Raw genomic sequence first — 22,118 nt, forward strand, 5'->3', positions numbered from 1 at the left:
AGGAACTCTCGTTTTCGAACTTTTTGACTAACCAACACGTCACGAAATATCGATAACTAGCGTTCGGAAAGCCAAGCTTGCTAAAAGCGATATTGCCTTTAACCAGCATGCTGATGGGGATATCTATCGTTAGATACAAAAAAGCCCACTCGAGGAGTGGGCTAGAAATAGGGTGAAGTTTCGGTTACTTCAGGATAGCTTCGTTACCATTTTCACGGATGTGCTTAAGCATACCTTTCACGCCACGTGCGCTTGATGCCACAACGTTGCCTGACTTCATGTACTCTGTGCCGCCTGCAAAGTCTGTCACGATTGCGCCAGCTTCACGAGCAATCAGTTCACCTGCAGCGATGTCCCAAGGTTTCAGTCCTAGCTCGAAGTAACCGTCTACGCGGCCGGCAGCCATGTAGCATAGGTCCAACGCAGCTGAGCCAGTGCGACGGAAGTCTGAACAGTCAACAAAGAGCGCTGAAAGAATTTTTAGGTAAGATTCAGAGTGCTGTTTCTGCTTGAATGGAAAACCCGTTGCAAGCACAGTGCCTTGTAGATCTTTTAGCTGTTTCACACGGATGCGCGCATTGTTGAGCTGTGCACCTGCGCCACGTTGCGCTGTAAACAGTTCATTAAGCATAGGATCGTAAACACACGCTACTTCCGTTTTACCTTTAAAACGAACAGCGATAGAAACGCAGAAATGAGGCAAACCTTTCACAAAGTTTGTGGTGCCATCCAGTGGGTCGATGATCCATTGTACGTCTTTATCTTTACCTTCAATAACCCCATTTTCTTCTGCAACAATGCAGTGCTCTGGGTATGAAGCCTTGATGGTATCGATAATGATAGCTTCTGCTTCTTTGTCGACGTTAGTGACAAAGTCGTTCGTGCCTTTCTGAGTTGATTCGATCTTCTCAGCATTTTCTAAAGATTTAGCAATATGGTTGCCAGCTTTTCGTGCAGCACGAATAGCGATATTAAGCATTGGATGCATACTAATTTCCCAACGGATGTTAAAGAACAGAAAAACGGGCGGGAGTATATCAGATTGCTCGATAAATGGAAGTGGTTATTTTTTGAACTCTTAACTTTTATGCTCTTAAGGGTCTGACCATTTTACTCAGGTATATGTTAATATCTCGCAGCGGTTTTTATCTTGGTACGGTTTGATGTTAAATAACGTTAAGGTTGTCTTAGTTGGCACCTCACATTCGGGCAATATTGGTTCTGCAGCGCGTGCGATGAAAGTCATGGGCTTATCCAACATGGTGTTGGTCGATCCTCAATGTGAAGTTGATGAACAAGCGATTGCGTTGGCGTCGGGGGCATCGGACATTGCGTTGAACGCCGAAGTGGTCAGCACCTTAGAAGAGGCAGTAAAAGAGTGTGTGCTCGTGGTGGGTTCGAGTGCCCGCTCCAGAACCCTTGAATGGCCGATGTTGACACCAAGAGAGTGCGGCAAAAAATTTGTCGCTGAAGGGCAGCAGGCACCTGTAGCCCTTGTCTTTGGGCGAGAACGAACTGGTCTAACTAACGAGGAGTTGCAAACGTGTCACTATCACGTGTGCATACCTGCTAACCCGGAGTACAGCTCTCTCAACCTCGCTATGGCAGTGCAAACCCTCAGCTACGAAGTCCGAGTGGCTTATCTCGATGCCGAGCAAGCGCAATATGCCCCATCTGAAGCTGAATACCCCAAGCATAAAGAGTTGGAAATGTTCTTTGAGCACCTTGAAAAAGTCGCGACCGAGACCCAGTTTATAAATCAGCAGCAGCCCGGTAAAGTGATGAACAAGGTTCGCCGGTTGTTCAATCGAGCGAGGCCAGAGGCCCAAGAGCTCAATATTTTACGCGGTATGTTGAGCGCTATCGAGAAGCAGCTTTCCAAAGGGTAAAGCCACAGTAAGCTTAGGGATGAATACCTGAGTAAATTAGTCAATTAAATACTTGACCATTTTGGTCAAGTATGAAAAACTTCCTACCACATAAACGATGTGGATATGGTGTTATATGAGACTTACATCTAAAGGAAGATACGCAGTGACAGCCATGTTAGATGTGGCTCTGCACTCACAACAAAATCCAGTGCCGCTTGCGGACATTTCTGAGCGTCAAGGCATCTCCTTGTCTTACTTAGAGCAACTGTTTTCTAAGCTACGTAAAGCTGGCCTAGTGGCGAGTGTACGTGGCCCTGGTGGTGGTTACCGTCTTGGTGCAGAAGCGAATACTATTGCTATTGGTACTGTTATCGCAGCGGTCGATGAGTCGGTCGATGCGACGAAATGCAATGGTAAAGGTGACTGCCAAGGTGGTACTCGCTGCCTAACTCATACGCTATGGCGTGACCTGAGTTCTCGAATTAGTGATTTCCTCAACAACATCACACTCGGTGAGTTGATGAATGACAATGAAGTATTAGAAATTTCAGACCGTCAAGATATCGATCTTGCTGTCAATCATGGGTTTACCAACAAAAATACAAGCACCGCACCCATCGGTGTCAACGTCCGCTCTTAAGCGGTCTGCCTGTTACATTGGAGTAGAGAATGAAACTGCCGATTTATTTAGATTATTCAGCGACTTGCCCAGTTGATCCACGTGTTGCTGAAAAAATGGTTCAGTACATGACAATGGACGGTACGTTTGGCAACCCTGCATCACGTTCACACCGTTACGGTTGGCAGGCTGAAGAGGCGGTAGACACGGCCCGTGAGAACATTGCAGATTTGCTCAATGCAGATCCTCGTGAAATCGTCTTTACGTCAGGCGCGACTGAATCTGACAACCTCGCTATCAAAGGTGCTGCACACTTCTATGAGAAGAAAGGTAAACATATCATTACCTGCAAAACCGAGCACAAAGCAGTTCTTGATCCTTGCCGTCAATTAGAGCGTGAAGGCTTTGAGGTGACATACCTAGAGCCAGAATCAAACGGCATCATCGATATGAATAAGCTTGAAGCGGCGATGCGTGACGACACGGTTCTTGTATCTATCATGCATGTGAACAACGAAATCGGTGTGATTCAAGATATCGCCTCTATTGGTGAGTTGTGTCGTGAGCGCAAGATTGTTTTCCACGTCGATGCAGCGCAGTCTGCGGGCAAAGTGCCTATCGATGTTCAAGAGATGAAAGTTGATCTGATTTCTCTTTCAGCGCACAAAGCGTACGGTCCTAAAGGCATTGGCGCCTTGTACGTTCGTCGTAAGCCTCGTATTCGTCTAGAAGCGCAAATGCACGGTGGTGGTCATGAACGCGGATTCCGTTCTGGCACACTGGCAACACATCAGATTGTCGGTATGGGCGAAGCCTTCCGTATCGCAAAGGAAGAGATGCAGAAAGATCACGACCATGCTTTGGCATTGCGTGAGCGTCTACTCAATGGTGTGAAAGACTTAGAAGCCGTGACCATCAATGGTGACTTAGAGCAACGTGTACCACAAAACCTAAACATCAGCTTCGCGTTTGTAGAAGGTGAATCTTTGCTTATGTCGCTGAAAGATCTTGCGGTGTCTTCAGGCAGTGCGTGTACCTCTGCTAGCCTAGAGCCATCTTATGTACTGCGCGCTCTCGGTTTAGATGATGAACTGGCACACAGCTCAATTCGCTTCTCATTTGGTCGTTTCACCACTGAAGAAGAAATTGATTACGCAATTGAACAAATTCGCGTAGCGGTAAACAAGCTACGTGACATGTCTCCTCTATGGGATATGTACAAGGAAGGGGTCGACCTAAGCACTGTTGAGTGGGCGCACCACTAATAGATAGGTTTCCCCAGGGAATGAGATAGAGGATTCGAGGTAAATATCATGGCATACAGCGAAAAAGTAATTGATCACTACGAAAACCCACGTAACGTTGGTTCGTTTGATAAAGAAGATCCATCGGTTGGTAGCGGCATGGTTGGCGCACCAGCGTGTGGTGACGTAATGAAACTGCAAATCAAAGTGACCCCAGAGGGCATTATTGAAGACGCGAAATTTAAGACTTACGGTTGTGGTAGCGCGATTGCGTCTAGCTCTCTCGTCACAGAGTGGGTAAAAGGTAAGAGCATCGATGAAGCCGCGGCGATTAAGAACGCGGAAATTGCTGAGGAGCTCGAGCTTCCACCGGTAAAAGTACACTGCTCTATTTTGGCGGAAGACGCCATTAAAGCAGCCGTTGCTGACTATAAGAAAAAACACCAACAATAAGTTACAATGGGAGGCTCGCTCTCCCATTATCATCGTCAAATAAAAAACTAAGGTGCAGTATGGCCATCACAATGACAGAGACAGCGGCAAGCCGCGTAAGAACCTTCTTAGAAAACCGAGGTAAAGGCATTGGCTTGCGCTTGGGTGTGAAAACGACAGGTTGCTCTGGTATGGCGTATGTGCTCGAGTTTGTCGATGATCTCAATGAAGAAGATGAAGTATTTGAGCATTCTGGTGTCAAAGTGATCATTGACAAGAAAAGCCTCGTTTACCTAGATGGCACCGAACTTGATTATGTTAAGGAAGGGCTCAACGAAGGTTTCGAGTTCAACAACCCGAACGCAAAAGGCGAGTGTGGTTGTGGTGAGAGCTTTAACGTTTAATTGATGATATGGGTAGGGCATGTCCCTACCGATTGACGACCAAGGACAGAATTCTTAATGAATTACTTTGAATTATTTGGGCTACCAAGTCAGTTTAATCTGGATGGTAGCCTTCTTTCTTCACAGTTCCGTGAACTCCAGAAGCGTTTTCATCCAGACAACTTTGCCAGTGGTTCTGAGCGTGATCGTTTAATGGCGGTACAGAAAGCTTCTGAGATCAATGACGCTTACCACGTGCTAAAAAATCCCATCAGCCGGGCGGAGTATATTCTGCAACAGCAAGGGGTGGACATCCGCTCGGAGCAGCAGACGATGCAGGATCCGATGTTTCTCATGGAGCAAATGGAGCTGCGTGAAGAGCTAGAAGAAATGAGCCAGAGTGGCGATGTGGAGACGGCGCTGTTTGACTTCGATGCGAAAGTCAGCCGCATGCATCAGCAGCAGTTGGAGAGTATGCAGCAGCAACTGGATGAACAACGCTGGATAGAAGCAGCGGACAGCGTCAGAAAACTTAAATTCATTGCGAAATTAAAACACGAAATTGAGCGAGTCGAAGATAACCTCCTCGGCTAGTGAGTAACAAGGATCCATCATGGCATTACTTCAAATTGCAGAGCCTGGCCAGAGTTCTGCTCCCCATGAGCACAAACTCGCGGCGGGTATTGATTTAGGTACAACCAACTCTCTGGTGGCTTCGGTACAAAGTGGCCAAGCCAAGACATTAAAAGATGAGCAAGGTCGAAGCCTATTGCCTTCGATTGTGAACTACTCGGGTGACAACATCGAAGTAGGCTATGACGCCGCTGCTCTAGCTGAGGCGGATCCGGAAAACACCATTATTTCCGTTAAACGCTTGATTGGACGCTCTTTATCCGACATCCAAACGCGTTACCCCAACTTACCTTATGAGATGCAAGCCAGTGACAATGGATTGCCAGTACTGCGCACTGCAATGGGGAACAAGAACCCAATTGAAGTTTCGGCAGATATTTTGCGCTCACTGGGTCAACGCGCAGAACAAAGCCTAGGTGGCGAACTGGCTGGCGTTGTCATTACTGTGCCAGCCTACTTTGATGATGCGCAGCGCGCGGGCACAAAAGATGCGGCAAAACTGGCTGGTCTGCATGTGCTACGTTTGCTCAATGAGCCAACCGCCGCCGCGATTGCGTATGGTTTGGACTCCGGGCAAGAAGGCGTGATCGCGGTTTACGATCTTGGTGGCGGCACTTTTGATATCTCAATTCTCCGCCTCTCTAAAGGCGTTTTTGAGGTATTGGCGACAGGCGGTGATTCTGCGTTGGGCGGCGATGATTTCGATCACTTGCTCGCTGATTATCTGATCGACAAAGCCGGGATAACCACGCGCCTTTCCAGTCATGATTACCGCGTAGCCCTTAATGTGGCCACTCGAACCAAAATTGCTTTTTCAGATCAAGAGGCCGTTGATGTCTCGCTGCTCAATTGGCAAGGTACGGTGACGCGCGCAGAATTCGAAACATTGATTCAACCGCTAGTGAAAAAAACACTGCTGACTTGTCGCCGTGCACTGAAAGATGCGCAGGTTGAAGCCAATGAAGTGCAAGAAGTCGTGATGGTTGGCGGTTCCACACGAACGTTGCTAGTGCGTGAAATGGTCGGTGAGTTCTTTAACCGCACTCCGCTGACCAGCATCAATCCAGATGAAGTGGTGGCGATTGGCGCAGGTATCCAAGCGGATGTGTTGGCAGGCAACAAACCGGACTCTGAAATGTTGCTGCTGGATGTGATTCCATTGTCGCTCGGCATCGAGACAATGGGAGGATTGGTTGAAAAAATCATTCCACGCAATACGACGATTCCTGTTGCTCGTGCGCAAGAATTTACGACTTTCAAAGATGGTCAAACAGCGATGAGTGTGCACATTGTGCAAGGTGAACGTGAAATGGTGGACGATTGTCGCTCATTAGCTCGTTTCTCCCTAAAAGGCATTCCGCCGATGGCCGCTGGTGCAGCGCACGTCCGTGTGACCTACCAAGTCGATGCAGATGGTTTGCTCTCAGTGACTGCGATGGAAAAGAGCACGGGCGTTCAGTCTGAAATTCAAGTGAAACCGTCATACGGTCTCAGTGACGATGAAGTCGCGAACATGCTACGTGACTCCATGACGCACGCCAAAGAAGACATGATGGCTCGCGCATTGGCAGAGCAGCGTGTAGAGGCTGACCGTGTGATTGAAGGTCTACTCGCCGCCATGCAAGCGGATGGCGATGAGCTACTTTCAGAACAAGAGCGCCAACAACTGTTGCACGTTATCGAGCAATTGATAGCGCTACGTAATGGTGATGATGCCGATGCGATTGAGCAAGGTATCAAAGAAACAGACAAAGCGAGCCAAGACTTCGCCTCTCGTCGTATGGACAAATCGATTCGCGCGGCACTGTCTGGTCAGTCCGTGGACGAACTATAAGAGAAACACGTTATGCCTAAGATTATTGTATTGCCTCACGAAGATTTGTGCCCTGAAGGGGTGGTGCTAGACGCCCAATCGGGCGAAACGGTACTGGATGTGGCATTAAAAAACGGAATTGGAATTGAACATGCATGCGAAAAATCGTGTGCATGCACGACGTGCCACGTTGTGATCCGTGAAGGCTTTGATTCGCTCGAAGAGAGCGATGAGCTGGAAGATGACATGCTAGATAAAGCGTGGGGTTTGGAGCCAGAATCACGCCTGGGCTGTCAAGCGAGAGTCGCGGATGAAGATTTGGTTGTGGAAATACCAAAGTACACATTGAACCACGCATCAGAAGATCATTAATCACTGTACCCCATGTGAGTTGAAACAGGAAGGTAAGCAATGAAATGGACAGATTCACGCGATATTGCCATCGAGCTGTGTGACAAATTTCCAGATACGGATCCTAAAACCGTGCGCTTTACGGATCTTCATCAGTGGATTTTAGAGCTCGATGACTTCGATGATGAGCCCAACCGCTCCAATGAAAAAATCCTCGAAGCCGTCATCTTATGCTGGATGGATGAGATGGATTAACGCGGGTTGAGAGAAAACCTTGCAGAGTTAACAAAACTTACTAAAAAAAACGGACCCTATGGTCCGTTTTTTTATCAAGTTGACACTTTAACCCTACAAAATGCTAACATCCGTCAAAGCATAGAATAAGAGCGTAGGCAGCGCTCAGATAAGACAAGGAGAAACCATGTCTACAACGATGTCTGTTTTTTTAAGCCAACAAGCCGCCGCACCACAATGGGGTGAAAAAGCCATCCTTTCATTCGTGGCGAATGGCGCAACGATCCACCTTAGCGACAGTCATGATTTAGGCGCGATTCAGCGTGCTGCGCGCAAGTTAGAAGCGCAAGGTATTCGAGAAGCTTCACTCGAGGGCGAAGGATGGGATCTAGAAAGCATTTGGGCTTTCCATCAAGGCTTCCGTGCCCCGAAGAAAACCAGCCTGCTTTCCTGGGGCGCTCTGTCAGATGCGGATCAAGCTGAGCTCGATGCGCGCATCAAAGCGACAGAGTTCACCCGAGATATAATCAATAAACCCGCTGAAGAGGTGGCACCACGTCAGCTGGCCACTATGGCGGCAGAGTTCATTAAATCCGTTGCACCAGAAGGGACAGTGACGGCACGTATTGTTAAAGACAAAGACCTTCTCGCTGAAGATTGGCAGGGTATCTATGCCGTCGGTCGTGGCTCAGAGCGCACATCCGCAATGCTGCAATTGGATTACAACCCGACCGGTGATGAGAATGCACCCGTCTTTGCTTGCCTTGTAGGTAAAGGCATCACGTTTGACTCAGGCGGCTACAGTCTAAAACCTTCGAACATGATGACGGCAATGAAGTCAGACATGGGCGGCGCTGGGACGATCACTGGCGGTCTCGCCCTCGCGATCATGCGTGGCTTGAACAAACGTGTGAAGCTTATCCTTTGCTGTGCAGAGAATATGATTTCAGGCCGAGCACTTAAACTGGGTGACATCATTACCTACAAAAATGGTAAAACCGTTGAAATCATGAATACGGACGCTGAAGGCCGTCTGGTATTGGCGGATGGTTTGATTTATGCGAGCGAGCAGCAGCCCGAGCTGATTATTGATTGCGCGACCCTCACTGGTGCAGCCAAACATGCGCTTGGTAATGACTACCATGCACTGTTTAGTTTTGACGATGAGCTAGCGCATCAAGCGCTGACCTCTGCGAAAGCAGAGAAAGAGGGATTGTGGCCGCTACCATTAGCGGACTTCCACCGTGGCATGTTGCCGTCTAACTTTGCCGATCTTTCTAACATCAGCAGTGGCGACTATGCACCAGGTGCGAGTACCGCAGCCGCGTTCTTGTCCTACTTCGTTGCTGATTACAAAAAAGGTTGGTTGCATTTTGACTGTGCGGCCACTTACCGCAAGGGTCCTACGGACAAGTGGGCCGCAGGCGCTACGGGCGTCGGCGTACGAACCTTAGCGCGTGTACTGCAAGAGCAGGCTGGCGAATAGTGACATGGCCGTAAGGCCATGTTCTATTGTGATTACACAACACCCTATATTTTCATATAACTATACTAATGACTGAAGGATGACTTATGGCTCTAGAAAGAACCTTTTCCATTATCAAGCCCGATGCGGTAGAGAGAAATCTGATTGGTGAGATTTACCATCGCATTGAAAAAGCGGGGCTTCGTATCATTGCTGCGAAAATGGTCCATTTAACCCAAGAACAGGCCAGTGGTTTTTACGCTGAACACGAAGGGAAGCCTTTTTTTCCTGCATTGAAAGAGTTTATGACTTCAGGCCCGATTATGGTTCAAGTTCTAGAAGGGGAAAATGCGATTGCCCGTTACCGTGAGCTGATGGGAACAACAAACCCTGAAGAAGCCGCTTGCGGCACGATTCGTGCTGACTATGCGCTGAGTATGCGTCACAACTCGGTTCACGGTTCTGACAGCCCTGAGTCGGCAGCGCGCGAGATCGAGTTCTTCTTCCCTCAGTCAGAAATCTGCCCACGTTAATTGTTATTCGGGCAGAAAATGATCAATGCTGTTTGCCTTGGCAAGCAGCATTTTTTATCGCGAGATATCGAATCAATCCGGTTGAGATTAGTAAGAAAGACTGAAAATTCCTGCTAAGATTGATGGGAAAAGTTTTTTTGAACACAAGTGCACACGAGGGTATCAGTCTTGACAGATTGTGATATACTCTGCGCGCAATTTATACCTTATAAACAGAGTAAGACAATGGCAGATTTATCAAAGTACAGAAACATTGGTATTTTCGCGCACGTTGATGCGGGTAAAACTACCACCACTGAGCGTATCCTTAAGCTTACTGGTAAAATCCACAAAACTGGTGAAGTACATGACGGTGAGTCTACGACTGACTTCATGGAGCAGGAAGCTGAGCGCGGTATTACTATCCAGTCTGCTGCGGTAACTTGTGAGTGGAATGGCCACCGCCTAAACGTTATCGATACTCCGGGACACGTTGACTTTACAGTTGAAGTATACCGTTCACTAAAAGTTCTTGATGGTGGTATCGGTGTTTTCTGTGGTTCTGGTGGTGTTGAGCCTCAGTCAGAAACGAACTGGCGCTACGCGAACGAATCAGAAGTATCTCGTCTGATCTTCGTAAACAAACTAGACCGTATGGGCGCAGACTTCTTCAACGTTGTTGACCAAGTTAAGAACGTTCTAGCGGCTAACCCACTAGTGATGGTTCTTCCAATCGGCCGTGAAGATGACTTCGTTGGTGTGGTTGATCTGCTATCTCGTAAAGCGTACGTATGGGATGACTCTGGTCTTCCTGAGAACTACGAAATCTTAGACGTTCCAGCTGACATGGTTGATGACGTTGAACAGTACCGTGAAGAGCTAATCGAAACGGCTGTTGAGCAAGACGACGACCTAATGGAAGCGTACATGGAAGGTGAAGAGCCTTCTATCGAAGACATCAAGCGTTGTATCCGTAAAGGTACACGTGACCTAGCATTCTTCCCTACATTCTGTGGTTCTGCATTTAAGAACAAGGGTGTTCAGCTAGTACTAGACGCAGTGGTAGATTACTTACCATCGCCAACAGAAGTGGAGCCTCAGCCTCTAACTGATCCAGAAACTGGTGAGCCAACTGGTGAAGTTGCAACAGTATCTGCAGACGAGCCTCTACGTGCTCTAGCGTTTAAGATCATGGACGACCGCTTCGGCGCACTAACCTTCATCCGTATCTACTCAGGTGTGATGAAGAAAGGTGATACGATCCTTAACGCGGCAACAGGTAAAACTGAGCGTATCGGCCGTATGTGTGAAATGCAAGCTGATGACCGTAACGAGATCACTGAAGCGCAAGCGGGTGACATCATCGCTGTTGTTGGTATGAAGAACGTTCAAACAGGTCACACTCTATGTGATCCTAAGCACGAATGTACTCTAGAGCCAATGATCTTCCCTGAGCCAGTAATCTCGATTGCTGTATCACCAAAAGACAAAGGTTCAACTGAGAAAATGGGTATCGCGATCGGTAAAATGGTTGCAGAAGATCCATCTTTCCAAGTAGAGACTGACGAAGATTCAGGCGAAACTATCCTAAAAGGTATGGGTGAACTTCACCTAGACATCAAGGTAGACATCCTTAAGCGTACTTACGGTGTTGAGCTAGAAGTCGGTGCACCGCAGGTAGCTTACCGTGAGACTATCACTCAAGCAGTTGAAGATAGCTACACGCACAAGAAGCAGTCTGGTGGTTCTGGTCAGTTCGGTAAGATTGACTACCGTATCAAACCAGGTGAGCCAAACTCTGGCTTTACGTTCAAGTCAACAGTTGTTGGTGGTAACGTACCTAAAGAATTCTGGCCTGCAGTAGAGAAAGGCTTCGCGAGCATGATGGAAACGGGTGTTCTAGCTGGCTTCCCTACGCTAGACGTAGAAGTTGAGCTATTCGACGGTGGCTTCCACGCAGTTGACTCATCAGCAATCGCTTACGAAATTGCAGCGAAAGGTGCATTCCGTCAGTCTATGCCTAAAGCAGGTGCTCAGCTTCTAGAGCCTATCATGCACGTTGACGTATTCTCACCAGATGACAACGTAGGTGATGTAATCGGTGACCTCAACCGTCGTCGTGGCATGATCAAAGATCAACAAGCTGGTGCAACAGGTGTTCGTATTAAAGCTGACGTTCCTCTATCTGAGATGTTCGGCTACATCGGTCACCTACGTACTATCACTTCTGGTCGTGGTCAGTTCTCTATGGAGTTCGCTCACTACGCACCATGTCCAGCAAACGTTGCTGAGCAAGTTATCGCTGAAGTGAAAGAGCGCAACGCTAAGAAGTAATTCTTAACCGCGTATCACTTGTGTGATGATTACAAACCTTCGATGCGAAAGCATCGGAGGTTTTTTTATGCCTATTTTTGACCACGTTTTCTCTTTAGACCAGCAGTTATCGGCGCTCGCTAAGCGATAACAAATATTGTTCATAACGATTAATTAATTTCCCTTTCAATTGATTAACAATTAAATAATTATGCACCCGAATCCCAGCGCGTTGCTGGACAGGTTGGATCGCATACCATGAAAGTGTTTTCTAAAGTAGTGGGTCTGAGCGCATTGTTACTCAGCCTTTCTTCTCACGCAGATAATAAAGTTTTGAACGTTTACGCTTGGGGTGGCTACTTGCCAGAAGCGTCATTAAAAGCGTTCGAGAAACAAGAAGGCGTAACGATTAACTATTCAACATTTGAAAATAATGAATCAATGTACACCAAGTTAAAACTGGTGAAAGGCTCAGGTTACGATGTGGTATTCGCTTCGGCCTACTTTATCGAGAAAATGGGACGTGAAGGACTACTGGCTGAGATAGATCATGCGCAAGTCCCGAATATGGGCGACGCGATGGAAGGGTTATTGGGCCAAGCTCATGATCCTGACAACCGTTACTCTTTGCCTTACATTTGGGGCGTGACGGGCATCAGCTACAATGAATCCCTTGTTGACGAGCCTGTCACCAAATGGGCACAGCTTTGGGATGCGAAATACGCACAACAGGTGATGCTGATCGACGATATTCGTGACGTATTTGGTATGGCGCTGAAATTGAACGGTCATAGCATCAACACGAAGAACGAAGACGAGATCAAGCAGGCCTACGAATCGTTAGTAGCCTTGAGAGATAACGTCCTACTCTATAACTCAGATGCACCACAAATGCCTTACGTTTCCGGTGAAGCCTCTGTTGGTATGCAGTGGAATGGTAATGCCTACCAAGGCCAAGTCGAAATGCCAGAGCTGAAGTTTGTGATGCCAGAAGAGGGCGCGGTATTGTGGATGGATAACTTTACTATTCCATCAGGCAGCCAAAACAAAGCATTGGCACACAAGTTCATTAACTTTATGTACCAAGCTGAGCAGCAAGCTGAGATCGTCAATAGCCTAGGCTATGCGTCCGCAACGAATGCAGGCCGCGCATTGCTAGCTGACGAACTTAAGAATAACCCGACGATTTTCCCAGCGGTGGAAGACATCAAGAAAGGGGAGTTCATTAACGATGTTGGTGCTGAGACCTTAGCGGTGTATGAGAAGTACTGGCAACGTCTAAGAACCCAATAATCGGGTCGGCTCTAAGCTTAAACGTAACACACCCCTAGCGAGATATCGCTGGGGGCGATGTCATTCACAAGGGGCAATTTCATTACTCAGCCAGTGGGCGAAAGCTTGAATACGATCGCGCCTTGTCGATTCTCTATCATAGAAGAGATTAAATTGAATGCCCGGGGTCATGCCGATATCGAAGGGCTTCATGAGTAGTCCACGTTCGACGTAATCAGCCGCGAGTGAGTCAGAGACTAAGCAGGCGCCATGCCCGGCCATGACGGCGTTCATTGCGTGATCGAAGGTACTGACATCCATCCAACGAACCGACTCTTTTTCCATCTTTATACCGGCTTTAGCAAACCAACTTTTCCAAGGGTAACCGCCAGACTCATAGTGAATTAACCAACTGGCGAGCAGCTGTTCGGGTTGAGTCAGGTTAATGGACTTGGCTAAGTGAGGGGAGCAAAAAGGATAAATGATCTCTTCAAACAGGAACTCTTTGTGAAGTTTCGATGGGCACTCTTCACCCAGCGTCTCACCTTGCCAAATGACCACATCCGCTTCACCTTGTTTTAAGTTTGGCGCGTCACAGCTAGTGATGATCCGAATGGGGATGTTGGGATGCTGGCTTGAGAACTTCCATAGACGTGGCAATAACCAGCGAGAGGCAAATGAAGGCGTAGAGCTGACACAGAGCAATCCTTCGACCGGCTCAGCTTGAATCTGATTGAGCCCCGAAATGATCTGTTCGAACCCATGAGAGACATGCTTATACAGCACCTTGCCTTGCTCTGTGAGACGCATTTCCCGACCATCACGCACGAACAGTTTGCATCCTAAGCCATCTTCAAGTTGACGTATTTTTTGGCTCACCGCCGCCTGACTGACGAACAGCGCTTCAGCCGCTCGACTGTAGCTGTTGTGCCTCGCCGCGACTTCGAAATACCGTAACCCCGGAAGATGATGCAGCCTTGCATCCATAGACGATCCTTTTCAATCACATTTTGCTCGTCACTATACATGACGAAAAAAAGGAGAACCATGTTCTCCTTAACTTCTCGATAAGATAGCGCGACTAGCGTTACTCTTCCCAGACAACGAGTTGACCTTTCGGCCAGTTGTGGCCCTCGTCGTGGTACTTCTGTTCCAGTACATGGCGTTTGATCTTGAGTGTGGGCGTTAGAATGCCATTTTCGATGCTCCACGGCTCTTTGATCATCAGTACCCCTTTGATTTGCTCATGCGATTCGAGCTCTTGGTTCATCCGCGCAATCACTTTTTTGGTGGTGCGTTCATAGCGAGCACGGTCAAAGTTAGGAAAGTCATGCGGGACGACGAGCAAAATCGGGGCGGGCAGACCGAGGCCAATTAAACACATCATTTCAACGCGGCTGTATTCGAACAATTTCTTCTCAATGGGCACTGGCGCGACAAATTTACCTTTGGCGGTTTTGAAGGTGTCTTTCTTGCGTCCTTGAATGGTCAAGTAGCCTTCAGCATCGATAGCGCCGATGTCGCCAGTATGTAGCCAACCTTCGCTGTCGAATGACTCCTGACTGGCAATGTCATTTTTGTAGTAGCCAGAGAACATCCCTTTACTGCGTACCATGATTTCATCATCGTCGGCAATTTTGAGTTCGATTCCGGGGCCAGCATTGCCGACACTGCCAATCTTATCAGCGCGGAACGGGTAGTTGAGTGTGCTGTAGGCAAAGGACTCAGTCATCCCCCAAGCCTCAGTAATATTGAGGCCGACACTGTGATACCAATCGAGCAAAGCAGGTGACACCGGCGCAGAGCCACAGCCGAGCACGCGTGCTTGATCTAAGCCCAAGCCATCGGCGAGCTTTTTCTTGATAAGGGAATTAACGAACGGAATCTTGAGCAGAATATTGAGCTTCCTCTGTGGCAATTTATCTTGGATACGCTGTTGGAACAGAGTCCAGAGTCTGGGAACAGAGATAAACAGAGTCGGGCGCTGCATTTTGACATCTTCGATAAAGGTATCAAGTGACTCTGGGAAGGCCGTTTGGACGCCACCCATGATGGAGGACCCAAAGATGTACACACGCTCGGTAATGTGCGCCAAAGGGAGGTAGGAGAATAGGCGATCGTTCTCTTCAATGCCGATATGATTGATCAACTGCTGCGCAGACCAACTGAATGCGCCATAAGTCAACATTGCCCCTTTCGGTAGACCCGATGTCCCTGATGTATACACCAGCGACATTAACTTATCATCGCAGTGCTCGGCACGAAAATCCGTTGGAGCATGCTGCGCCATTAAGTCGTTGAACTGATGTTGGCACTTTGGCGCAGTGTCATAGGGCAGCGCGATAGTGATCAAGCCTGCTTGACCATCAATCACTTCCTGAGTGGCGCCAGCATCATCGAGTTTGCCGCCAATCAGAGCTTTACTTTCACTATGGGTCACACAGTATTCAATCGTGTCAGCACCGGCGGTCGGGAAGATGGGCACGCTGACAAAATCGCCCAACATCATCGCCAAGTCACAAATGAACCACTCGGCGCAGTTTTTCGATACCAGTGCGACTTTGTCACGTGGTTTAAGACCTAGCGCTTGCAGTGCTGAGACTAATCTGAGCGCTTTGTCTGCAACCTCGGCGTAAGTGTATTCGACAAACTGGCGGTTGATGATCTGTTTTAGATAGACCTGATTAGGGCGTTCCTCTGCCCATTTCAAAATCATCTCGTTCGGTGGGGGGAGAGCACAGGACGGTTTGCGTAACTCGTTAGGCTGAATCATTCTCTAACTCCGTGTTATTGGCAAATGGGTACATTATTTTTATTGTTAACAGCTTGTTAACTTTAGCATGTAAATGAAAAGTGAGTGAAGCGAATCCTAGGGGGCAAACTGGTAAGATGTGATGAAACAGAGGATTTCAAGGTGAAGCGAACGGTGTAGATGTGAGCCGTCTGGCATTGTGTTGTATGTAGCGATACATTTGCGAGCGCTTTGCACGCTCGCAAACCCTGTGAGAACGACTAGAGGGTCAGGTGGCCGACCACCGCGCCTAAAAGCATAAAGAGCACCACCATCCATACAATCGGTAGTTTGTATTGTTTCATCAAGTAAATACCGAGCACGACGAGCGCCAGATCCACCGAAGATAAAACCGCGCTACTAAACACAGGTTGATACAAGGCCGCCAACAATAATCCCACCACGGCGGCATTCACGCCTTGCAACGCGCCTGACACGGCGGGCCTTTGCGCCAACGATTGCCAGTTTTTCAGTACGCCTAAGAGCAGCAGAAACCCGGGTAAGAAGACCGCGAGGGTGGCCAGTAGAGCCCCAAAAATCGGCGCGTTCGGCAGTAAGGCGTAGCCGATGTAAGTGGCAAACGTGAACATCGGACCCGGGACGGCTTGTGCGGCGGCGTACCCGGTGAGGAAGAGATCTTGTGACAGCCTATCACCGACCAACTCTTGCAGCAGTGGCAGAACCACATGACCGCCACCAAAAACCAAACTACCCGCTTGGAAAAAGTCATTAAATAGCTGCAATGCATCAGAACGTGCTGCGACTAAGGGTAAACCCATGAACAGCACAGCAAAAAATGCGAGAGGCCATAGGCTTGGAGTAAAGGCACTCGGCGGCGTTGACGTTTCGCGGCCTAAGAACTTTACGCCAATCGCAGCGGCCAGCAACAAAACCATCACTTGGGTGACAATGCTCGGCATAACGAGCAGTGCGATCGCAGTCGCCACGCAGAGGCTGACGCTTAGGCGAGTTTGGCAGAAGTTCTTGTACATCCCTAAGGTGGCATCGGCGACCACAACCACTGCCAGTAACTTCAGTCCGTGGACGATATGTTGAAACAACGTGGCATCGGTGACTTGGCTGCTAACCAATGCGAGCGCCAACATGATCACGATAGAGGGGGTGGTAAAGCCGATAAAGGCGGCAAGGGCACCAAGCAATCCGCCTTTTTTGTAGCCTAACGCGAAGCCGACTTGGCTTGAACCTGGGCCGGGTAGAAACTGACTGAGCGCGACGATTTGCGCGTATTCCTCATCACTGAGCCATCGGCGTTTTTCTACAAAGGTATGACGAAAATAACCGATATGGGCGGCAGGGCCACCAAAGCTAATCCAGCCTAGCCAAAAGAAGGTTTTGAAAATCGCTAGCATTGCTCAACGCATCCTTAGTGTGATTGAAAAACAAGGCATTATAGAGAGAGGAAGGTTGGCCTTGTCAGTAAGGGCGTCATGGTCTCAATGGAATATGTCACTTTTATGACAAAGATTGGCACTGAAAAGCTCAGTAACAAATTGGGTGAGTGAATACGAGTGACAAAGAGAGGGGATAACAAGCAAGGCCAGCCAAAGGGCTGACCTGTTCAACGTGAGGAGTTAAAACGCCTTACTCTATGCGAAGGCCTTGCTCATCGAAGAGGTGACAATCGCTCTGTTTGCAGCTTAGCGCCATAGTTTGGAATTTAGTGACCTCTTGATCGCCGGGTAGGTGCACTTTGAACCCATCAAAGCCACAAGATTGACCAAACATGTAGGTGCTGTTGCCCAACCGTTCGACTACTTCACTTTGGAACTCAATCTGCACTGGGTTGTCATTGTTGATCTCTAAATGTTCAGGACGAATACCGAGAGTGACTTTATCGCCAGCGTGCAGTGCGCGCTGCACCGCGGGCAGATGGAATACCTTGCCGTCTTGACTTACCAAGGTCAGGCCAGAGCTATTGGCTTGCTCGACTTGGGTTGGAATGAAGTTCATTTTCGGTGAGCCGATGAAGCCAGCAACAAATTCGTTTTGCGGTTTGTGGTAGAGCTCTAGCGGCGAGCCCACCTGCTCAACACGACCATCGCGCAGGACGACGATTTTATCGGCGAGCGTCATGGCTTCGACTTGATCGTGCGTTACGTAGATCATGGTGTTTTGCAGATCTTGATGCAGCTTGGCGATTTGCAGACGCATGTCGACGCGCAGTTCTGCATCGAGGTTGGAGAGGGGCTCATCAAAAAGGAACACTTTGGGGTTACGTACAATGGCGCGGCCAATAGCGACACGCTGACGCTGACCGCCAGAGAGCTCTTTTGGTTTACGCTGCAACAAGTGATCAAGCTGTAGCGTTTTCGCCGCGCCGTTCACTTGCTTGTCGATGTACTCTTTAGGGTGACCGTTCATTTTCAGGCCAAAGCCCATATTCTCTTCAACAGTCATATGAGGGTAGAGGGCGTAAGATTGGAATACCATCGCCACGCCTCGCTCGGCAGGATCAACGTCATTGACGATGTGGTTGTCGATACTGATTTCGCCTTCGGTGATCTCTTCTAAACCAGCCACAAGACGAAGCAGGGTCGATTTACCACAACCGGATGGTCCAACAAAAACCACAAACTCTCCATTGTCGATCTCAAGATCCACACCATGGATGGTTTGAACGTCACCGAAACGCTTGATGACTTTCTTTAAGCTGATGTCAGCCATAAATACTCCTTGCCCATATGGCTTAAAAATTTCGTTTTATGAGCGAATGCGCTCGTTTAACGTGAGTTGTTTTTTGTTTCTGTCTAAAACATACGCTTTTCCGCGATTTTTGTTAGTTGCTCAATGGCAATAGTTGATCCTTGTCATGGTTTTTGGAGGAAAATAGGTGAATTTTGTGGAAACGTTTACAAAATCAATTTCTCTCCCTATATAAAATAAAGTGGATGGCTAATATGTATTCGTAGATGCGATAAAACTTCATCTTTTGGTTTCTTTTTGTCTACTTTATATAAGTGAAACTTTAACGAACAGAAACGACGAGATGTGACAAGGAGTCACACAAAATGGAGCAATCTGTGAAAACGATATACCCAGAAAATCGTCTCCCCTCAGCCAGACGTAAATCTCGGGTGAGTGCCAAGCTCTCCCCTTGGCTGTTTTTAGCGCCTGCGATGGCGATTTTTGCCGTTTATGTTATCTATCCGATTCTAGACAGTATTTGGCTCAGTTTCTTTGAATGGGATGGGCTAGGTGAAAAAACATGGGTCGGCCTAGACAACTATCGTGAGTTGTTTGATTCCGATGCGTTTTACACCTCATTGAAAAACAACTTCCTTTGGCTAGTGTTCTTTATGCTCGCCCCGCCGATTGGTTTAGCTATCGCGCTCTTTCTTAACCAACAGGTGAGAGGGATTCGTGTTGTTAAATCGCTGTTCTTCTTCCCCTTTGTTATTTCGCAAGTGGTCGTCGGTTTGGTGTTTGCTTGGTTCTATGACCCGTCGTTTGGCTTGTTCAATATTGTGTTGGGTGGTCTCGGTTTCGAGCCGGTTTCTATTTTGGCCAACGAAGATTACGTCACCTACGGCATCATTGCCGCCGGTCTGTGGCCGCAGATTTCTTACTGCATGATTTTGTACCTCACGGGGTTGAACAACTTGGACCCAGAGCAGCTTGAAGCGGCGCGTCTTGACGGTGCGAAAAAGTGGCGCATGTTGTGGTACGTGGTGTTGCCGCAGCTTCGCCCTGCGACCTTCATTGCGATTGTGGTCACCGTGATTGGTGCGCTGCGCTCATTTGACTTGGTTGCCACCATGACAGCCGGTGGCCCGTGGGGCAGCTCGACGGTATTGGCTTACCAGATGTATGAAGAGTCCATTTTTAACTACCGAATGGGTTATGGCGCGGCAGTTTCCGTTGTGTTGTTCCTCATCATGGATGTGTATATCGCGTACTTCTTATGGCGTATGTTGAGGAGTGAAAAATAATGTACCCACAACCGATTCAAAAATCTGGCCGTTTTGTCAATATCAGCTATCGCGTCGCGTTGCCACTGTCGATCGTGATGTGGTTACTGCCATTGATTGCGGTGATGATGACCTCGATTCGCTCGATAGAAGACATCAACACTGGTAATTACTGGGGCTGGCCAAGCGAAATCCAGTTTCTCGAAAACTACACTCAAGTCTTTACCTCAACCGCAATGGGCCAATACCTGATCAACAGTTTGATGATCACTTTGCCTGCGGTTGCCGGGGCGGTGGCGCTGTCAACGTTGGCGGGCTTTGCTTTGGCGAAGTACAACTTCAAGGCGAACATCTGGATCTTCGCGATGTTCATCGCGGGTAACTTTGTACCCTTCCAGATCCTGATGATCCCAGTGCGCGATTTGACCATCAGCTTTGGTCTCTACGACACCCATTGGGCGCTTATTTTCTTCCATATCGCGTTTCAAGCCGGATTTTGTACCTTGTTTATGCGCAATTTCATCGTCGGTATTCCGGATGCCTTGATTGAAGCCGCGCGCGTGGAAGGGGTCACCGAATGGAAGATCTTCTGGCACGTAGTATTGCCCTTGGTTCGCCCAGCATTAGCGGCGTTGGCGGTGCTGGTTTTCACCTTCATCTGGAACGACTTCTTCTGGGCATTGGTCTTAGTGCAAAGTGATGAAGTCCGTCCGGTTACTGCGGGGCTTAGCTCACTGCAAGGTCAGTGGCTGGCGTCTTGGCAGCTGATGTCGGCAGGCGCGATCGTTGCGGCGATTCCACCTGTGGTGCTGTTTTTTACCATGCAGCGTCATTTCATCGCCGGCTTAACCCTAGGTGCGACCAAAGGATAATAGGATCAACAAATTGCTGGTGGGCGAAACCCCCATTTGGCTCACCAGCAGGTCTATGCAGTAACAGACTCTACACAGCAACAAAACAATAAATTGGACCAAGAGCCTTAGGCTCAATAACAAGGACCTGAATATGAAATACGTGAAACACCTTGCTGCTACCGCAATACTCGGTGCAACTCTTTCGACATCCGCATGGGCAGGCACTTTGGTGATCAACTCTGACGCCTCAGACCCTGCACCTAAAGAGGCGTGGGCTGAAATCATCAAGCGATTTGAGCAAGAGTACCCGGATGTCACAGTCAAATATAACCTCTACGATCATGAAGCGTACAAAACGACCATCCGCAACTGGTTGGTCACTTCGCCGCCGGATGTGGTGTTCTGGTATGCGGGTAACCGTATGAAAACCTTCGTTGATCGTGGCCTGTTTGAAGATGTGAGTGACATCTGGACAGACAACAACATGAAGCAAGACTTCACCGCTTCGGCGCCCGCGATGACGGTCAACGGCAAGCAATACGGTGTGCCTTACACTTATTACCAATGGGGTATCTACTACCGCCAAGACATCTTTGAGCAGTACGGTATTGCTGAGCCAAAAACGTGGGACGATCTACTTAAAGCCTCGGCGACATTGAAAGAGAATGGCGTGGCACCGTTCACCATCGGTACTAAATATCTTTGGACGGCGGCGGGTTGGTTTGATTACATCAACTTACGTACCAACGGCCTCGATTTCCATATCCAGTTGATGGACGGCAAAGTGCCTTACACCGATGAGCGAGTGAAGAAAACCTTCGCGAACTGGGCACAGTTGGTGGAGCCTGGTTATTTCCTAGAAAACCATGCGTCTTACTCTTGGCAAGAGGCGCAGCCGTTCCTCTACAACGGTCAGGCGGCGATGTATCTGATGGGTAACTTCATTACCCCTAACTTCCCGAAAGAGTTGGATGGCAAAATGGGCTTCTTCCAATTCCCGGTGATCGACCCTTCGGTTCCGATGGCGGAAGACGCGCCGATGGATACGATTCACATCCCATCAAAAGCGAAAAACAAAGAAGACGCACGTAAGTTCCTTCAGTTTGTTGCTCGTGCGGAAAACCAGCAATTGATCAACGAGATGTTATTGCAGATCCCAACTAACAACAAAGCGAAAGCGAAAGCGGATCCGTTCCTAGACAAAGGGGTGGAAATGCTGGCGAACGCGGAAGGTACGGCGCAGTTCTATGACCGAGATACCGATCCTGCAATGGCGAAAGAAGGGATGAAGGGTTTCCAAGAGTTCATGGTTCACCCTGATCGCATCGACGACATTTTGCAAAAACTGGATAAGGTCAGCAAACGCACCTTCAAATAAGGTTTTGATACGCTGACGGCGAGT

Annotated in this window: 21 protein-coding genes; 16 read left to right on the forward strand and 5 right to left on the reverse strand. The window is 48.5% G+C overall.

Features of this window, described 5'->3' with window-relative positions:
* Positions 1-184: 184 nt before the first annotated feature.
* On the reverse strand, positions 185-988 hold the full coding sequence (suhB, locus tag AC6R0S_RS17340; RefSeq protein WP_500626970.1) for an inositol-1-monophosphatase: 804 nt from the start codon (positions 986-988) through the stop codon (positions 185-187).
* Between the two features lie 175 nt (positions 989-1,163).
* Between suhB and trmJ the strand changes: the two genes are divergently transcribed.
* The 13 genes from trmJ (at position 1,164) to AC6R0S_RS17405 (ending at position 13,163) form a co-directional block, all read left to right on the forward strand.
* Positions 1,164-1,889 (forward strand): tRNA (cytosine(32)/uridine(32)-2'-O)-methyltransferase TrmJ, encoded by a 726-nt coding sequence (trmJ, locus tag AC6R0S_RS17345; protein ID WP_500633022.1) that lies wholly within the window; start codon positions 1,164-1,166, stop codon positions 1,887-1,889.
* 115 nt (positions 1,890-2,004) lie between these two features.
* Positions 2,005-2,511, forward strand: a complete 507-nt coding sequence (gene iscR / locus AC6R0S_RS17350; RefSeq protein ID WP_334551450.1) for a Fe-S cluster assembly transcriptional regulator IscR — start codon at positions 2,005-2,007, stop codon at positions 2,509-2,511.
* 29 nt (positions 2,512-2,540) lie between these two features.
* Positions 2,541-3,755, forward strand: coding sequence for an IscS subfamily cysteine desulfurase (locus AC6R0S_RS17355; protein ID WP_334551449.1), 1,215 nt, complete (start codon positions 2,541-2,543; stop codon positions 3,753-3,755).
* Positions 3,756-3,803: 48 nt separating this feature from the next.
* Positions 3,804-4,187, forward strand: coding sequence for a Fe-S cluster assembly scaffold IscU (gene iscU, locus AC6R0S_RS17360; RefSeq protein WP_138970401.1), 384 nt, complete (start codon positions 3,804-3,806; stop codon positions 4,185-4,187).
* A 59-nt stretch (positions 4,188-4,246) separates the two neighbouring features.
* The gene (gene iscA / locus AC6R0S_RS17365) at positions 4,247-4,570 is read left to right on the forward strand and encodes an iron-sulfur cluster assembly protein IscA (protein ID WP_334551446.1); all 324 of its coding nucleotides are present in this window, start codon (positions 4,247-4,249) and stop codon (positions 4,568-4,570) included.
* Positions 4,571-4,627: 57 nt separating this feature from the next.
* Positions 4,628-5,143, forward strand: coding sequence for a co-chaperone HscB (gene hscB / locus AC6R0S_RS17370; protein WP_334551445.1), 516 nt, complete (start codon positions 4,628-4,630; stop codon positions 5,141-5,143).
* A gap of 19 nt (positions 5,144-5,162) precedes the next feature.
* The gene (gene hscA / locus AC6R0S_RS17375) at positions 5,163-7,016 is read left to right on the forward strand and encodes a Fe-S protein assembly chaperone HscA (protein WP_500633023.1); all 1,854 of its coding nucleotides are present in this window, start codon (positions 5,163-5,165) and stop codon (positions 7,014-7,016) included.
* A gap of 12 nt (positions 7,017-7,028) precedes the next feature.
* Positions 7,029-7,367: an ISC system 2Fe-2S type ferredoxin gene (gene fdx / locus AC6R0S_RS17380; RefSeq protein ID WP_500631702.1), complete on the forward strand. Its 339-nt coding sequence runs from the start codon at positions 7,029-7,031 to the stop codon at positions 7,365-7,367.
* Positions 7,368-7,406: 39 nt separating this feature from the next.
* On the forward strand, positions 7,407-7,601 hold the full coding sequence (gene iscX / locus AC6R0S_RS17385) for a Fe-S cluster assembly protein IscX (RefSeq protein WP_334551440.1): 195 nt from the start codon (positions 7,407-7,409) through the stop codon (positions 7,599-7,601).
* A gap of 166 nt (positions 7,602-7,767) precedes the next feature.
* Positions 7,768-9,066 carry an aminopeptidase PepB gene (gene pepB, locus AC6R0S_RS17390; protein ID WP_500633024.1) on the forward strand — a complete coding sequence of 433 codons (1,299 nt, stop codon included), beginning with the start codon at positions 7,768-7,770 and terminating at the stop codon, positions 9,064-9,066.
* Between the two features lie 86 nt (positions 9,067-9,152).
* Positions 9,153-9,578 (forward strand): nucleoside-diphosphate kinase, encoded by a 426-nt coding sequence (gene ndk, locus AC6R0S_RS17395; RefSeq protein WP_334551437.1) that lies wholly within the window; start codon positions 9,153-9,155, stop codon positions 9,576-9,578.
* A gap of 225 nt (positions 9,579-9,803) precedes the next feature.
* Positions 9,804-11,891, forward strand: a complete 2,088-nt coding sequence (fusA, locus tag AC6R0S_RS17400) for an elongation factor G (RefSeq protein WP_500631704.1) — start codon at positions 9,804-9,806, stop codon at positions 11,889-11,891.
* 237 nt (positions 11,892-12,128) lie between these two features.
* Positions 12,129-13,163, forward strand: a complete 1,035-nt coding sequence (locus tag AC6R0S_RS17405; RefSeq protein ID WP_500629193.1) for an ABC transporter substrate-binding protein — start codon at positions 12,129-12,131, stop codon at positions 13,161-13,163.
* Between the two features lie 60 nt (positions 13,164-13,223).
* Here AC6R0S_RS17405 and AC6R0S_RS17410 read toward each other — a convergent pair whose 3' ends face one another.
* The 4 genes from AC6R0S_RS17410 to AC6R0S_RS17425 form a co-directional block, all read right to left on the reverse strand.
* On the reverse strand, positions 13,224-14,129 hold the full coding sequence (locus AC6R0S_RS17410; RefSeq protein ID WP_500633026.1) for a LysR substrate-binding domain-containing protein: 906 nt from the start codon (positions 14,127-14,129) through the stop codon (positions 13,224-13,226).
* A 100-nt stretch (positions 14,130-14,229) separates the two neighbouring features.
* A complete protein-coding gene (locus tag AC6R0S_RS17415) occupies positions 14,230-15,915 on the reverse strand; it encodes an AMP-binding protein (RefSeq protein ID WP_500633027.1) in 1,686 nt (561 codons plus the stop codon).
* A gap of 239 nt (positions 15,916-16,154) precedes the next feature.
* The gene (gene chrA, locus AC6R0S_RS17420) at positions 16,155-17,303 is read right to left on the reverse strand and encodes a chromate efflux transporter (RefSeq protein WP_500631707.1); all 1,149 of its coding nucleotides are present in this window, start codon (positions 17,301-17,303) and stop codon (positions 16,155-16,157) included.
* Between the two features lie 232 nt (positions 17,304-17,535).
* Positions 17,536-18,618 carry an ABC transporter ATP-binding protein gene (locus tag AC6R0S_RS17425; RefSeq protein ID WP_500638442.1) on the reverse strand — a complete coding sequence of 361 codons (1,083 nt, stop codon included), beginning with the start codon at positions 18,616-18,618 and terminating at the stop codon, positions 17,536-17,538.
* Positions 18,619-18,962: 344 nt separating this feature from the next.
* On the opposite strand from AC6R0S_RS17425, the gene AC6R0S_RS17430 reads away from it, so the two are divergent.
* From AC6R0S_RS17430 to AC6R0S_RS17440, 3 genes are all read left to right on the forward strand, one after another.
* Positions 18,963-19,883, forward strand: coding sequence for a carbohydrate ABC transporter permease (locus tag AC6R0S_RS17430; protein WP_487901735.1), 921 nt, complete (start codon positions 18,963-18,965; stop codon positions 19,881-19,883).
* Entirely contained in the window at positions 19,883-20,734 is an 852-nt protein-coding gene (locus AC6R0S_RS17435; RefSeq protein WP_334551427.1) for a carbohydrate ABC transporter permease, read from the forward strand. Before AC6R0S_RS17430 ends, AC6R0S_RS17435 begins: the two co-directional genes overlap by 1 nt.
* A 133-nt stretch (positions 20,735-20,867) precedes the next feature.
* Positions 20,868-22,094, forward strand: a complete 1,227-nt coding sequence (locus AC6R0S_RS17440) for an ABC transporter substrate-binding protein (protein WP_487901734.1) — start codon at positions 20,868-20,870, stop codon at positions 22,092-22,094.
* Positions 22,095-22,118: the final 24 nt, after the last annotated feature.

Source organism: Vibrio sp. R15-SG3-ISO1B, from assembly GCF_059833835.1.

Coding starts and splice junctions, on each gene's coding strand:
- suhB (WP_500626970.1), bottom strand. CDS start 988: ATGCATCCAATGCTTAATATCGCTATTCGTGCTGCACGAAAAGCTGGC.
- trmJ (WP_500633022.1), top strand. CDS start 1,164: ATGTTAAATAACGTTAAGGTTGTCTTAGTTGGCACCTCACATTCGGGC.
- iscR (WP_334551450.1), top strand. CDS start 2,005: ATGAGACTTACATCTAAAGGAAGATACGCAGTGACAGCCATGTTAGAT.
- AC6R0S_RS17355 (WP_334551449.1), top strand. CDS start 2,541: ATGAAACTGCCGATTTATTTAGATTATTCAGCGACTTGCCCAGTTGAT.
- iscU (WP_138970401.1), top strand. CDS start 3,804: ATGGCATACAGCGAAAAAGTAATTGATCACTACGAAAACCCACGTAAC.
- iscA (WP_334551446.1), top strand. CDS start 4,247: ATGGCCATCACAATGACAGAGACAGCGGCAAGCCGCGTAAGAACCTTC.
- hscB (WP_334551445.1), top strand. CDS start 4,628: ATGAATTACTTTGAATTATTTGGGCTACCAAGTCAGTTTAATCTGGAT.
- hscA (WP_500633023.1), top strand. CDS start 5,163: ATGGCATTACTTCAAATTGCAGAGCCTGGCCAGAGTTCTGCTCCCCAT.
- fdx (WP_500631702.1), top strand. CDS start 7,029: ATGCCTAAGATTATTGTATTGCCTCACGAAGATTTGTGCCCTGAAGGG.
- iscX (WP_334551440.1), top strand. CDS start 7,407: ATGAAATGGACAGATTCACGCGATATTGCCATCGAGCTGTGTGACAAA.
- pepB (WP_500633024.1), top strand. CDS start 7,768: ATGTCTACAACGATGTCTGTTTTTTTAAGCCAACAAGCCGCCGCACCA.
- ndk (WP_334551437.1), top strand. CDS start 9,153: ATGGCTCTAGAAAGAACCTTTTCCATTATCAAGCCCGATGCGGTAGAG.
- fusA (WP_500631704.1), top strand. CDS start 9,804: ATGGCAGATTTATCAAAGTACAGAAACATTGGTATTTTCGCGCACGTT.
- AC6R0S_RS17405 (WP_500629193.1), top strand. CDS start 12,129: ATGAAAGTGTTTTCTAAAGTAGTGGGTCTGAGCGCATTGTTACTCAGC.
- AC6R0S_RS17410 (WP_500633026.1), bottom strand. CDS start 14,129: ATGGATGCAAGGCTGCATCATCTTCCGGGGTTACGGTATTTCGAAGTC.
- AC6R0S_RS17415 (WP_500633027.1), bottom strand. CDS start 15,915: ATGATTCAGCCTAACGAGTTACGCAAACCGTCCTGTGCTCTCCCCCCA.
- chrA (WP_500631707.1), bottom strand. CDS start 17,303: ATGCTAGCGATTTTCAAAACCTTCTTTTGGCTAGGCTGGATTAGCTTT.
- AC6R0S_RS17425 (WP_500638442.1), bottom strand. CDS start 18,618: ATGGCTGACATCAGCTTAAAGAAAGTCATCAAGCGTTTCGGTGACGTT.
- AC6R0S_RS17430 (WP_487901735.1), top strand. CDS start 18,963: ATGGAGCAATCTGTGAAAACGATATACCCAGAAAATCGTCTCCCCTCA.
- AC6R0S_RS17435 (WP_334551427.1), top strand. CDS start 19,883: ATGTACCCACAACCGATTCAAAAATCTGGCCGTTTTGTCAATATCAGC.
- AC6R0S_RS17440 (WP_487901734.1), top strand. CDS start 20,868: ATGAAATACGTGAAACACCTTGCTGCTACCGCAATACTCGGTGCAACT.